At 62.8% G+C, this 12978-nt stretch carries 11 protein-coding genes; 3 read left to right on the top strand and 8 right to left on the bottom strand.

Features of this window, described 5'->3' with window-relative positions; genetic code table 11:
* Positions 1 to 3: 3 nt before the first annotated feature.
* From NTA49_RS08035 to NTA49_RS08025, 3 genes are all read left to right on the top strand, one after another.
* Positions 4 to 1026: a glycosyltransferase family 2 protein gene (locus NTA49_RS08035; protein WP_258294181.1), complete on the top strand. Its 1023-nt coding sequence runs from the start codon at positions 4 to 6 to the stop codon at positions 1024 to 1026.
* Complete coding sequence (locus NTA49_RS08030; protein ID WP_258294180.1) at positions 1023 to 1958, top strand: glycosyltransferase family 2 protein; 936 nt, start codon at positions 1023 to 1025, stop codon at positions 1956 to 1958. The genes NTA49_RS08035 and NTA49_RS08030 overlap by 4 nt, the downstream gene beginning before the upstream one ends.
* A gap of 128 nt (positions 1959 to 2086) precedes the next feature.
* Positions 2087 to 3676 carry a DEAD/DEAH box helicase gene (locus NTA49_RS08025; protein ID WP_258294179.1) on the top strand — a complete coding sequence of 530 codons (1590 nt, stop codon included), beginning with the start codon at positions 2087 to 2089 and terminating at the stop codon, positions 3674 to 3676.
* An 86-nt stretch (positions 3677 to 3762) separates the two neighbouring features.
* Here the strand turns inward: NTA49_RS08025 and NTA49_RS08020 are convergent, their stop codons facing one another.
* From NTA49_RS08020 to nuoK, 8 genes are all read right to left on the bottom strand, one after another.
* Positions 3763 to 4188 carry an OsmC family protein gene (locus tag NTA49_RS08020; protein ID WP_258294178.1) on the bottom strand — a complete coding sequence of 142 codons (426 nt, stop codon included), beginning with the start codon at positions 4186 to 4188 and terminating at the stop codon, positions 3763 to 3765.
* An 85-nt stretch (positions 4189 to 4273) separates the two neighbouring features.
* Positions 4274 to 5941, bottom strand: a complete 1668-nt coding sequence (locus tag NTA49_RS08015; RefSeq protein WP_261368200.1) for a ribonuclease J — start codon at positions 5939 to 5941, stop codon at positions 4274 to 4276.
* A 3-nt stretch (positions 5942 to 5944) separates the two neighbouring features.
* Positions 5945 to 6718 (bottom strand): type III pantothenate kinase, encoded by a 774-nt coding sequence (locus NTA49_RS08010; protein WP_258294176.1) that lies wholly within the window; start codon positions 6716 to 6718, stop codon positions 5945 to 5947.
* Positions 6719 to 6731: 13 nt separating this feature from the next.
* Entirely contained in the window at positions 6732 to 7481 is a 750-nt protein-coding gene (locus NTA49_RS08005; RefSeq protein ID WP_258294175.1) for a biotin--[acetyl-CoA-carboxylase] ligase, read from the bottom strand.
* 63 nt (positions 7482 to 7544) lie between these two features.
* Positions 7545 to 8987, bottom strand: coding sequence for an NADH-quinone oxidoreductase subunit NuoN (nuoN, locus tag NTA49_RS08000; protein ID WP_258294174.1), 1443 nt, complete (start codon positions 8985 to 8987; stop codon positions 7545 to 7547).
* Positions 8988 to 9003: 16 nt separating this feature from the next.
* The gene (locus NTA49_RS07995; protein WP_258294173.1) at positions 9004 to 10545 is read right to left on the bottom strand and encodes an NADH-quinone oxidoreductase subunit M; all 1542 of its coding nucleotides are present in this window, start codon (positions 10543 to 10545) and stop codon (positions 9004 to 9006) included.
* On the bottom strand, positions 10545 to 12644 hold the full coding sequence (gene nuoL / locus NTA49_RS07990; protein ID WP_258294172.1) for an NADH-quinone oxidoreductase subunit L: 2100 nt from the start codon (positions 12642 to 12644) through the stop codon (positions 10545 to 10547). The genes NTA49_RS07995 and nuoL overlap by 1 nt, the downstream gene beginning before the upstream one ends.
* Positions 12645 to 12648: 4 nt before the next feature.
* Positions 12649 to 12954, bottom strand: coding sequence for an NADH-quinone oxidoreductase subunit NuoK (gene nuoK, locus NTA49_RS07985; protein WP_258294171.1), 306 nt, complete (start codon positions 12952 to 12954; stop codon positions 12649 to 12651).
* Positions 12955 to 12978: the final 24 nt, after the last annotated feature.

The following is a 12978-nucleotide window of genomic DNA, read 5'->3' as shown; positions in this document are numbered from 1 at the left end:
GCGATGCGCTGGGGCAAGCCGGACAAGGGGCCCGAGCGCGCCAAGACCACGCTGAGCGCCCAGAGTGTCGTGACCGACGCCGCCGTGCTGCGCTGGGGCACCGTGTCGACGGTGAAGGCGCCCGTGCAGCAGATTGCGAGGTTCATCGCCTATCATCTGGACGCGGGTGCGGCGCGGATGGATATTTTTCTGGACGTGCCCGACGCCGATATCGCGCGGCAACTGGCGCACCCCAAGGTGCGGTTTCACCAATGCGACGATGCGTTTTGGGCCGACAAGCCCGACAAGGCGCGCGAAAGCCATCAGTTGCGGCAGGTGTCGAATGCCTCGCTTGCCTATCAGGGGTCCGATCTGGACTGGCTTGCGCATATTGACGTCGATGAGTTTATTCTGAGCGATCAACTGCTTGGAGAGCATCTTGCATGTGTTCCGGCCGACATGGCCTTTGCCCGGTTGCAACCGGTCGAGATGATGGCGTCGGATGATCCGGCCCGTGATCCGTGGTCTGGCCCCGCCCAATTCAAACGCACGCGCAAGGCGGCGAAGCAGAAAAAGGCGGCGCTGAGCGAGATTTACCCCACCTTCGGTGCCTATGTGCCCGAGGGGTTCATCAGCTATACCGGCGGCAAGAACATCGTGCGCACCGGGTTTCCGCGCGTTCGGCTGGGCATTCATGCGATGATGCACGCAGGGCGCAAGGTGTCGAACGGCAAGGTGCTGGAGACGGTGCACGTAGGCCATGCGCATGCCCCGGACTGGGAGACCTTTCAGCGGCATTTCGAGTTTCGGATGACCCGTGGGTCATACCGAAAGAAAACAAATGGAAACATGATCCTAAACGACGTTCTTAAAGTCTTGCTTGAGGAAGAGGGCTTGGACGGATTGCGCCGCTTCTATGACGAGATGTGCCGGGCCACGCCCGAGCGGCTGGAGCTGTTGCGGCGGCACGACATGCTGGTGACCGCCACGCTGGATCTGGACCGAAAGGTCGCGCAGGTCTTTGGGCAGGAGGCGGCAAGCAGATGACCAAATGGGGCCTTTCCGCGACCATTCTGGCACCTGCGCGCGACATATTGCGCTTTGCCGCCTATCACATCGACGCGGGCGCGCATCGGTTGTTCCTCTATCTGGACGACCCCGAAAGCGACGCCTTTGCCCCGCTCAAGGCGCACCCGAAAATCCGGGTGACCCGGTGCGACGCCCAGCACTGGCAAAAGCTGGGTGGCAAGCGGCCCGTGAAACATCAGGTCCGGCAAAGCCGCAACGCGACCCATGCTTACGCGCGCGGCACTGACGTCGATTGGTTGATCCACATGGACGCCGACGAATTTCTGGTGTCGGAACAGCCTGTTGGCGATGTGCTGGGCGCCCTGCCTGCCACGGTGCGCACCGCGCGCACGCGGCCAATGGAGCAGCTTGCCGGGGATGGGACGCGCTTCAAGGCGTTCGTGCCGAACGGGCCCGACCGCGCCGACACGGTCAAGCGGCTCTATCCGAATTACGGCGCGCATATCAAGGGCGGGTTTCTGTCCCATGTTGCCGGAAAACTCTTTGCGCGCAGTGGGATGGACGGCCTGGACGTGCGCATTCACAACGTGTTTCTCGACAAGGACATGAACCCCGGCGAGGTTGAATTGGACGGGATTGATCTGGCCCATTGCCATGCGAAAACCTGGGAGGACTGGCTGGCCGCGTACCGCTATCGCCTGGAAAAGGGATCGTACCGCGCCGATCTGGCCCCGGCGACGCCGCGGGATGCGGGGGGCCTCAGCCTGCACGAATTGTTCCGGTTCATCGAGGCTGACGCGGGCACCGATGGCCTGCGCGCATTCTACCGCGAGGTCGCCGAAGACAGCGCCGAATTGCGCGCACGGTTGGAGGCGGAAGGGCTTTTGCGCACGCACAGCTTGGATCTGGACGCAAAAATGCAGCGTCACTTCCCTGATTTCACGACATGATTTGACCAAGGCGTCATGCTTTGGTATGGGACATCAATGTCGCAGCCTCTGGGCTGCCTTTGGGCCACGCGGGCCGACATTTCAAAGCTGCCGCGGGCCAAGTCAGTGTCCGCAAACTTCGGACATACATGATAAAATTCTCAGATCTGAACCTGAATCCCAAAGTGCTGAAAGCCATCGAGGAAACAGGATACGAAACACCGACCCCGATTCAGGCCGGTGCGATTCCCCCCGCCCTTGAAGGCCGCGATGTCCTGGGCATTGCCCAGACCGGCACCGGCAAGACCGCAGGGTTCGTGCTGCCGATGATCACCATGCTGGCGCGTGGACGTGCCCGTGCGCGGATGCCGCGCAGTCTGGTTCTGTGCCCGACGCGCGAACTGGCCGCACAGGTTGCCGAAAACTTCGACACCTATACAAAGCACCTGAAGCTGACCAAGGCGCTGCTGATCGGCGGCGTTTCGTTCAAGGAGCAGGACACGCTGATCGACAAGGGTGTCGACGTTCTGATCGCGACGCCGGGCCGTCTGCTGGACCATTTCGAGCGCGGCAAGCTGATCCTGTCGGACGTCAAGGTGATGGTCGTGGACGAAGCCGACCGGATGCTGGACATGGGGTTCATCCCCGATATCGAACGCATTTTCGGGCTGACGCCGTTCACCCGCCAGACGCTGTTCTTTTCGGCGACGATGGCCCCCGAAATCGAGCGGATCACCAATACGTTCCTGAGCAACCCGGCGCGGATCGAAGTGGCCCGTCAGGCCAGCGCGTCCGAGACGATCGAACAGGGCGTGGTGATGTTCAAGGCGTCGCGCAAGGACCGCGAAGCGAGCGAAAAGCGCAAGGTTCTGCGCATGCTGATCGACGCCGAGGGCGACAAGTGCACCAATGCGATCATCTTCTGCAATCGCAAGATGGACGTGGACACGGTGTCGAAGTCGTTGAAACAACACGGCTATGACGCGGCCCCCATTCACGGTGACCTGGACCAGAGCCAGCGCACGCGCACCCTGGACGGGTTCCGTGCGGGCGATCTGCGGTTCCTCGTGGCCTCTGACGTGGCGGCCCGTGGGTTGGATGTGCCGAGCGTCAGCCACGTGTTCAACTTCGATGTGCCCAGCCACGCCGAGGACTATGTGCACCGCATTGGCCGCACCGGCCGTGCCGGGCGCGATGGCAAGGCGATGATGATCTGCGTGCCGCGCGACGAGAAGAATTTCGAGGATATCGAACGGCTGATCCAGCGTGAAATTCCGCGCCTGGAAAACCCGCTGGGCCATATCGGGACCGAGGCGCAGGACGATGCGGCAGAGGACACCGTCGAGAAAAAACCAAGCGCAAGCCGCTCGCGGTCGCGCTCGCGCAGCCGCAAGACGGATACTGCGCCGCAGTCGCAGCCACAGTCCAAGCCCGACGCGGCAAAGACAGAGGCCGCCCCCGAGGCGACACCGACACCTGCAGAACAGCCCGCAGAGGTACACGAGCCGCGCACCGAGCCCAAGGCACCCGCCGCGCCCAAGCAGGCCGAGGCCCGCCCCGAGCCCTCCGAGGGCACACGCAGCAACAGCCGTTCCAGCGCGTCCAACACCAAGCGCGACACCGGGTCGAGCCGTTCGCGCAGTTCACAAAGCGACCGTGGCGGCAGCCGCGTGACCGGTCTGGGCGATCACACGCCGACCTTCATCGAGAAGAGCTTTGCCGAACGCTACGACGGCTAAGCACCAGATTTAGAAATGCAAAATGCGCACCGGGCGAGATGCCTGGCGCGCATTTTTCGTATCGGATTTCAGAAACTGCCTGATGCTCAGGCCAGCTCTGCGTCCATCGTGATATCCGCATTCAGCAGCTTGGAAATCGGGCAATTCTGCTTGGCCGCTTTCGCGCATTCGTCGAACGTCGATTTGTCCACGCCGGGAATGCTGGCCTTGACCACCAGATGCACGCCCGTGACCGCGAAGCCATCGTCCTTTTTGTCCAGCGACACGGTTGCGGTGGTTTCGATGCTTTCGGCTGCCACACCTTTTTCGCCCAGGATCATGCTCAGCGCCATCGAGAAGCAGCTGGCATGGGCGGCACCGATCAGCTCTTCGGGGTTGGTGCCTGCGCCATCCTCGAACCGGGTGTTGAAGCCATAGGGCTGGTCGTTCAGCACACCGCTTTCAGTGGAAACCTTGCCTTTGCCGGTCTTGAGATCGCCAGACCATTTTGCGGAACCGCTTTTCTTGATCATGAAACTGTCCTTTCAGAGTAAAAAAGGGGCGCAAAGCATGCGCCCCCGTTGATATTTCAACTCTGAACCGAACGGTTTGGTTCCCTCAGGTCAGACGGCTGATGATCACGCTGACCTCGGGTTTCTTGCCGATTTCGTCCTGTGCGGTCTTGCGCACGGTGCGGCGCAGCGCCTGTTCCAGCGCCTCGTCGTCGCGCATGGTCTTGGGGTCGGCCCGGCCGAGGAACTGGCTCAGGTCCGCCTCCATCAGCTCGACCAGCGGGGCGTTGCTGCTGCCGGTTTCCGGCAGGCCCATGGTTTCGCACCAGGGATCGCCCAGCGGCTCGTCCTGTTCGTCGATGATCAGCGTCACCACGACGTGACCGTTCAGCGCCATGCGGATCCGGTCGCGCACGACCCCGTCCAGCGCGCCGATCTGCACCGAACCGTCCAGATAGGTGCGGCCCGTTTCGACATATTCCACGACTTTCGGTGCGTTGCCGCTGAGGTCGATCATCATGCCGTTGACCGCAAGAACGCCTTGCAAGCCCTTGGCTTCGGCCAATTTGGTGTGTTCACGCAAGTGGCGGTGTTCGCCGTGCATCGGCACCAGGATCTGCGGTTTCACCACGCTGTGCATCTCTTCGAGATCGGGGCGGTTGGCGTGGCCGCTGACGTGGTAATGGCCGCTGTTGTCATCGACGACATCGACGCCCATTTCCGAGAAGGCGTTCATGATCTGGATCACGCCGCGCTCGTTGCCGGGGATGGTCTTGGACGAGAACAGGAAGGTGTCGCCCTTCTTCATCTCCAGCCCCATGTACTTGCCACGGGCCAGTTGCGCGCTGGCGGCGCGGCGTTCGCCCTGGCTGCCGGTGACCAGCAGCAACAGGTTTTCGCGCGGGATGCTGCGGGCATCCTCGGGGGCGACGGTGGGCGGGAATTCGGTCAGCACGCCGGATTCGACCGACGCCTCGACCATGCGTTTCATCGCGCGGCCCAGCAGGACGATCGAGCGCCCTGCCCGTTCGCCCGCTTCGGCCAGCGTTTTCACCCGTGCGACGTTCGACGCGAAGGTGGTCGCCACGACCATGCCGTTGGCCTCGTGCATCAGCTTTTCGATCTCGGGGCCGACGGTCACTTCGGACCGGCCCGCGTGGGGCGAAAAGACGTTTGTGCTGTCACAGATCAGCGCCTTGACGCCGTTCTTGGACACCTCGCCCCAAAGCTCGGGGTCCCAGGCCTCGCCGACCAGCGGGGTGCGGTCCAGCTTGAAGTCGCCCGAGTGCAGGACGCGGCCCGCGGGGCTGTCGATGACCAGGCCCGAGCTTTCGGGAATGGAGTGCGAGATCGGCAGGAAGCCCACCTTGAAGGGGCCCGCGTCGACCTGATCGGGCCAGGCCTCGACCACGGTGACGGCATCGGCGGGGTGGCCGTTTTCGGCCATCTTGCGTTTGGCATGGTTGGCGGTGAAGGCCCGCGCAAAGATCGGCGCTTGCAGGCGGCCATAGGTGTGGGCAATCGCGCCGATGTGGTCTTCGTGGGCGTGGGTGATGAACACGGCCTCGATGCGGTCGCGGCGCTCTTCCAGCCAGGCGATGTCGGGCAGGATCAGGTCCACACCCGGCGTGCTGTCCATGTCGGGGAAGGCCACGCCGATGTCCACGACGATCAGACGTTCCTTTTCAGGTTTGCCGTAGCCGTAAACATAGCAATTCATGCCAATTTCGCCCGCCCCTCCGAGGGGCAGGTAGATCAATCTTTCACTGCTCATAAGTCAGTTATTTTCCTTGTTGTATCGGTGGATCACGGTCAGCCCGTGCATCGTCAAATCATCATGAAATTCGTCAAACAGGTCTTCGGTCTGCTGGAAAAGTGGTGCCAGTCCGCCGGTCGAGATGATTTTCATCTCGCGCGCCCGTTCGCCCTTAATCCGGGCGCATATCTCTTTTACCAGCCCGACGTAACCCCAAAAGACGCCGGATTGCATACAGGCCACAGTGTTGGTGCCGATGACCTTCTGCGGCTTGGCGATATCGACGTGCGGCAGGGCGGCGGCGGCGTGGTGCAATGCCTCGAGGCTGAGGTTCACGCCGGGTGCGATCACGCCGCCGATATAGGCGCCATCTTCGCTGACCACGTCGAAGGTGGTCGCGGTGCCGAAGTCGACCACGATCAGGTCGCCGCCATGCAGGTCATAGCCGCCCACGGTGTTCACCAGCCGGTCGGGGCCGACGGCGGTGCCGCCGTCGACGCGCACATCGACGGGCAGCAGGCAGTCGGGCTTGCCCACGACGATGGGGCGGGTGTGGAAATACCGGTCGGCCAGCACCCGCAGGTTGAAGACCACGCGCGGCACGGTCGAGCTGATGATCATGTCGGTGATCTCGACGTCGATCTTCTGGAACTTCATCAGGGTCGAGAGCCAGACGTAATACTGGTCCGCCGTGCGCTGCCATTCCGTCGATGTGCGCCAGGTGCCGATGAACTCGGTGCCGTCCCAGATCGAGAAGACCGTGTTGGTGTTGCCGCAGTCGATGGCCAGAAGCATGTGCTGCCCCCCCTCAGAAATAGACGTCGGCCGCCGCGATCGCCACGCGGCCCCTGGACGTCTCCAGAACAAGATTACCCGCAGCGTCCACATCGGCAAAGGTGCCCGTGGTCTCGTCGCGGGTGGTGCGGGCGGTGATGACCTCGCCCAGGCGGGCGGCATGGCTGATCCAGGCGGCCCGGATCGGCGCAAAGCCGTAGGTGGTGAACTGCGTCTCGAAACGGGCATAGGCCGCGGCCAGAAGGTCGAGGAAATCCTCGGGCGTGATCACGGTGCCCAGCTCGCCCTTGAGCGAAACGGGCCGCACGGCCCCCGGCTCGACCTCGGCCATTGCGGGGGCTGCGGCCAGATTGACGCCGATGCCGATGGAGAGGTGCCGCAGCTGCGGGCCGTGGCCTGCGCTTTCCAAGAGGATGCCCGCCAGCTTGCCATCGCGCAGCAGCACGTCGTTGGGCCATTTCAGCGCAAAGCCCTGTTCGCGGCCCGTGGCGGCCACCAGCGCCTCGCGCAGGGCCAGCGAGGCCACGAAGGAGCGCAGGGCCGCCTGCCCCGGTGCGTCGCTCACGGGCATCAGCAGGGTCGCTGCAAAGTTGCCCGCTGGCATGGACCAGGGTCGGCCCCGCCGCCCGCGCGCGGCGGTTTGCCGGTTGGCCATGATCCAGACAGGGCCTGCGGCATCCGGGGCCATGCGCGCCGCCTCGGAGAGCGTGGAATCCACGCTTTCCAGCACATGCCGCCCGTATCCGTCAGGCCACATCGTCATGTTTCTTCTGGCCTTAAATATTCCCCGCCGGAGGCTCCCTCAGGGGCCACCGGCGCCGCCGGTTCAGTTGACAACGAGGGATGCCGCAGCCGCAGCCGCAGCACTCTCGACGCCGAACATGTTGACGATGCCCAGCACCATCACCACGGCCGAGGCCATCAGGAACCCCCAGAGCACGGGCGACTTGCCGCCATCGAGCCCTTGGGCGTTCTCGTCGCCGAAGTACATGTAGAACACGATCCGCAGATAGTAGAACGCACCGATGACGGATGCGATCACACCGGCAATCGCCAGCCACGCCAGCCCGCCGTCATAGGCGGCGCGCAGCACGTAGAGCTTGCCGAAGAAGCCCAGCATCGGCGGTACGCCCGCAAGGCTGAACAGCAGCACCAGCATCGCCAGCGCCTTGCCGGGTTCGCGTTTGGAATACATGTTGAGCGATGTGACATCGACCACCGGCTGCCCGTCACGCTCCATCATCAGGATAAAGGCGAAGGTGCCGACGTTCATCGTCACGTAGATCGCGAGATAGACCAGCATCGCCTGCACGCCCAGCACGGTGCCCGCCGCCAGGCCCATCAGGGCATAGCCCATGTGCGCGATCGACGAATAGGCCATCAGCCGCTTGATGTTGGTCTGGCCGATGGCCGCGATCCCGCCCAGGAACATCGACAGCACCGAGATCAGGGCCACGACCTGCTGCCAGTCGCTGACCGCACTGCCGAAGGCGTCGTGCAACAGCCGCGCGAACAGGGCCATCGCCGCCACCTTCGGGGCCGTGGCCAGGAATGCGGTGATCGGCGTCGGAGCACCCTCGTAGACGTCGGGCGTCCACATGTGGAAGGGCACCGCCGAGACCTTGAACGCGAGGCCCGAGATCAGGAACACCAGACCCAGCAGCAGCCCGATGGACACCTCGCCCGTGATCGTGGTGAGGATGATGCCCGAGAACAGCGTGGTGCCCGAATAGCCATAGACCAGCGACGCCCCGTAGAGCAGCAGGCCCGAGCTGAGCGCGCCCAGCACGAAGTACTTCAGGCCCGCCTCGGTCGATTTGATCGAATCGCGGCGCAGCGACGCCACGACGTAAAGCGCCAGCGATTGCAGCTCGAGGCCCATGTAGAGCGACATCAGATCGCCCGCGCTGACCATCATCATCATGCCGACCACGGACAGCGTGACCAGCACCGGGTATTCAAACCGCAACAGGCCGCGGTTGGACATGTACCCTTCGGACATGGCCAGAACGGCCGCTGCGGACAAGAGCAGCGTAACCTTGGCGAAGCGTGCAAAGCCGTCGTCGATGAACATGCCGCCAAAACCCAGGTGGGTTTCGGGTGCGGCCAATCCGACCCACAGGGCCACCAGCACGAACAGGGCCGACGTCGCCCAGGTCAGCGCCGGGGCCAGTGCGTCCTTGCCGGTGTAGACAGCCCCCAGAAGGCCCAGGATAGCGAAGACGGCCAGGACGATCTCGGGAAGAATAAGCGTCAGATCAGCGGACATGGGTCCCGTTCCTTTATCAGTTTCCGACCACTTGCATCGCAGCGGCTGCTGCGGCGGTGGCCGTGTCGTAGTTGTTGACCAGTGCGGAAACCGACGGCCCGATGATGTCCAGCACAAGCGCGGGATAAACCCCCAGCAGCAGCGTCATCACCACCAGAGGTGCAAAGATCAGCTTTTCGCGGCGGGTCATGTCGGTGATCGCCTTCAGGCTTTCCTTGATCAGGTCACCCAGCACCACGCGGCGGTAAAGCCAGAGCGCATAGGCCGCCGAGAAGATCACGCCTGTCGTCGCCACTGCGGCCACCCAGGTGTTGACCTGGAACGCGCCCATCAGCGTCAGGAATTCGCCCACAAAGCCCGATGTGCCCGGCAGGCCGACGTTGGCCATGGTGAAGAACAGGAACACCAGCGCATAGGCGGGCATCCGGTTGACCAGACCGCCATAGGCGTCGATCTCGCGGGTGTGCATGCGGTCATAGATCACGCCGACGCAGAGGAACAGCGCCCCCGAGATGAAGCCGTGGCTGACCATCTGGAAGATCGCGCCGTCCAGACCCTGCTGGTTGGCGGTGAAGATGCCCATGGTGACAAAGCCCATGTGCGCGACCGACGAATAGGCGATCAGCTTTTTCATGTCTTCCTGCACGAGAGCCACCAGCGAGGTGTAGACGATGGCGATCGCCGACATCCACAAGACCAGCGGCGCCAGCACTTCGGAGCCCACGGGGAACATCGGCAGCGAAAAGCGCAGGAAGCCGTAGCCGCCCATCTTCAGCAGGATCGCGGCCAGAACCACCGACCCTGCGGTGGGCGCCTGAACGTGTGCGTCGGGCAGCCAGGTGTGCACCGGCCACATCGGCATCTTGACCGCGAAGCTGGCGAAGAACGCGAGGAACATCAGCGTCTGCATGCCGCCGACGATCTGGATGCCCAGCACGTCGAAGGTGCCGTAGGCAAATTCGTGGTTCAGCAGCAGCACGATGTCGGTGGTGCCCGCATCCGAGAACATAGCGACCATCGCCACCAGCATCAGCACCGAGCCGAGGAAGGTGTAAAGGAAGAACTTGAACGAGGCATAGATGCGGTTGGCCCCGCCCCAGATGCCGATGATCAGGAACATCGGGATCAGCCCGGCTTCGAAGAACAGATAGAACAGCACCATGTCCAGCGCCATGAACACGCCCAGCATCAGCGTTTCCAGCAGCAGGAAGGCGATCATGTATTCCTTGACGCGGCTTTCCACGTTCCAGCTGGCGGCGATCACCAGCGGCATCATGAAGGTGGTCAGCATCACGAACAGAACGCTGATCCCGTCAACGCCCATCTTGTATTGCAGGCCCAAGAGCCAATCGGCCTGTTCGACGAACTGGAAGCCGGGGTTGCCGGGGTCGAATTCGAACAGGATGAACAGCGACACCAGGAAGGTGGCGGTGGTTGCGAACATCGCCACCCATTTGGCATTGCGCTGCGCCGCGGCATCGCTGCCGCGCAGGAACAGGGCCAGGATCAGCGCCGCCAGGGCGGGGATAAACGTGGTAATGGAAAGAAGGTTGTCCATCAGTTCGCCCCTCCGAGGGTCACCCAGGTGATCAGAACAGCGATCCCGATCACCATCGCGAAGGCATAGGTAAAGATATAGCCGGACTGCGCACGGCCGGAGAGACGGGTCAGGAAGGGCACGATGCCCAGGGCCACGCCGTTGAGTGTGCCGTCGATGACGTTGCCGTCACCCTTCTTCCACAGCTGGCGGCCGATCCATTTGGCAGGCCGCACGAAGATGACGTCGTACAGCTCGTCAAAGTACCATTTGTTCTTGAGGAACAGGTATATCGGGCGCTGGCTTTCGGCCAGACGACCGGGCAGCGTCGGGTTCCAGATGTAGAACCACAGCGCACCCAGCAGGCCGATCAGCATCGCGACGAAGGGCGAGACCTTGACCCAGACGGGCGCATCATGCGCGTCGTCGAGGACGTGGTTGTCCGGCGCCATGTAGAGCGCACCCTGCCCCGGCTGGCCTGCGAATGCATAGTGGTGTTCGGCTTCGGCCACGACGTCGGCCTGGTCTTCGGTGACCAGTTCGGCTGTGTCGTCTTCGCCTGCTTCGGCGTGGTCTTCTGCGCCGACCTCGGCCACGGGGATGCCGTAGAACTTGCCGACCTGATCGACGTGGCCGAAGAAGCTGTTGTACCACAGCATGCCGGCAAAGATCGCGCCCAGCGACAGGACGCCCAGCGGGATCAGCATGACCATCGGGCTTTCGTGCGCGTGGTCATGGGTGTGCTTGTTGCCGCGCGGTTCTCCAAAGAAGGTGAGGAAGATCAGGCGCCAGCTGTAGAAGCTGGTCATGGTCGCGGCGATCACCAGCAGCCAGAAGGCATAGGATGTACCACCCGCAAAGGCGCTTTCGATGATCGCGTCCTTGGAGAGGAAGCCCGCGAAGCCGATGTGCGTCAGCGGAATGCCGACCCCGGTGATCGCCAGCGTGCCGATCAGCATCGCCGCGAAGGTATAGGGGATCTTTTTGCGCAGGCCGCCATAGTTGGTCATGTCCTGTTCGTGGTGCATCGCATGGATGACCGAGCCCGCGCCCAGAAACAGCATCGCCTTGAAGAAGGCGTGGGTGAACAGGTGGAACATCGCCGCCGAATACATGCCGACGCCTGCGGCCACGAACATGTAACCCAGCTGTGAACAGGTCGAGTAGGCGATCACGCGTTTGATGTCGGTCTGAACCAGACCCACGGTGGCCGCATAAAAGGCCGTTGTCGCGCCGAGGAAGACGATGAACATCTGCGCTTCGGGCGCGAATTCCATGACCGGCGACATGCGGCAGACCAGGAAGACGCCGGCGGTGACCATCGTGGCTGCGTGGATCAGCGCCGACACGGGCGTCGGGCCTTCCATCGCGTCGGGCAGCCATGTGTGCAGGAACAGCTGTGCCGATTTGCCCATCGCGCCGATGAACAGCAGGATCGCGATGACGTTGGCGGCGTTCCACTCGCGCCACAGGAAGCTGAGTTGCGTCTCGGCCAGACCGGGTGCGGCGGCAAAGATGTCGTCAAAGCGGATGCTGTCGGTCAGGAAGAACAGCGCGAAGATCCCCAGCGCAAAGCCGAAGTCGCCCACGCGGTTGACCACGAAGGCCTTGATCGCGGCGGCGTTGGCCGACGGTTTGCGGTAGTAAAAGCCGATCAGCAGGTAGGACGCGACGCCCACGCCTTCCCAGCCAAAGAACATCTGGACCAGGTTGTCCGAGGTCACCAGCATCAGCATCGCGAAGGTGAAGAACGACAGGTAGGCGAAAAAGCGTGGCCTATAGCTTTCGTCGTCTTTCCACTGCGGGTCCTTGTCCATGTAGCCAAAGGAATAGAGGTGCACCAGGCTGGAGACGGTGGTGATCACGATCAGCATGATCGCGGTCAGACGGTCCATGCGGATCGACCAATCGGTGCTGAGCGAGCCGCTTTCGATGTAGCGCAGGATCTGGATCTGCTCGGTCACGCCGTCAAACGTCAGGAACACGACCCACGACAGCAGCGCCGACAGGAACAACAGCCCCGTGGCGATGGACATCGCCGCCGTCTCGCCAAAGGCGCGCCAGCCAAAGCCGCACAGGATCGCGCCGACCAGAGGGGCAAATAGGATAGTCAGTTCCATGTATTCAGCCCTTCATCACGTTGACGTCTTCAACCGCGATGGTGCCACGGTTGCGGAAGAAACAGACCAGGATGGCAAGGCCGATCGCGGCTTCGGCTGCGGCGACCGTCAGCACGAACAGGGTGAACACCTGCCCGACGAGATCGCCCAGATAGCTGGAGAAGGCCACGAAGTTGATGTTCACCGCGAGCAGCATCAATTCGATGCTCATCAGCAGGATGATCACGTTCTTGCGGTTCAGGAAAAGCCCGAAGATGCCGATGACAAACAGCGTGGCTGCCACTGTCAGGTAATGTTCAAGTCCGATCATGCCCGTCCCTCGGCTTTTGGTAGT

This window comes from Pseudosulfitobacter koreensis, from assembly GCF_024733015.1.
Lineage (GTDB): Bacteria > Pseudomonadota > Alphaproteobacteria > Rhodobacterales > Rhodobacteraceae > Pseudosulfitobacter > Pseudosulfitobacter koreensis.
Note: the sequence above shows the minus strand (reverse complement) of the source record. Positions and strands in the feature narration are given on the sequence as shown.

Excerpts from the sequence above, each read along its gene's own strand:
- NTA49_RS08035 (WP_258294181.1), top strand. The coding sequence starts at position 4 with ATGCGCTGGGGCAAGCCGGACAAGGGGCCCGAGCGCGCCAAGACCACG.
- NTA49_RS08030 (WP_258294180.1), top strand. The coding sequence starts at position 1,023 with ATGACCAAATGGGGCCTTTCCGCGACCATTCTGGCACCTGCGCGCGAC.
- NTA49_RS08025 (WP_258294179.1), top strand. The coding sequence starts at position 2,087 with ATGATAAAATTCTCAGATCTGAACCTGAATCCCAAAGTGCTGAAAGCC.
- NTA49_RS08020 (WP_258294178.1), bottom strand. The coding sequence starts at position 4,188 with ATGATCAAGAAAAGCGGTTCCGCAAAATGGTCTGGCGATCTCAAGACC.
- NTA49_RS08015 (WP_261368200.1), bottom strand. The coding sequence starts at position 5,941 with ATGAGCAGTGAAAGATTGATCTACCTGCCCCTCGGAGGGGCGGGCGAA.
- NTA49_RS08010 (WP_258294176.1), bottom strand. The coding sequence starts at position 6,718 with ATGCTTCTGGCCATCGACTGCGGCAACACCAACACGGTCTTCTCGATC.
- NTA49_RS08005 (WP_258294175.1), bottom strand. The coding sequence starts at position 7,481 with ATGACGATGTGGCCTGACGGATACGGGCGGCATGTGCTGGAAAGCGTG.
- nuoN (WP_258294174.1), bottom strand. The coding sequence starts at position 8,987 with ATGTCCGCTGATCTGACGCTTATTCTTCCCGAGATCGTCCTGGCCGTC.
- NTA49_RS07995 (WP_258294173.1), bottom strand. The coding sequence starts at position 10,545 with ATGGACAACCTTCTTTCCATTACCACGTTTATCCCCGCCCTGGCGGCG.
- nuoL (WP_258294172.1), bottom strand. The coding sequence starts at position 12,644 with ATGGAACTGACTATCCTATTTGCCCCTCTGGTCGGCGCGATCCTGTGC.
- nuoK (WP_258294171.1), bottom strand. The coding sequence starts at position 12,954 with ATGATCGGACTTGAACATTACCTGACAGTGGCAGCCACGCTGTTTGTC.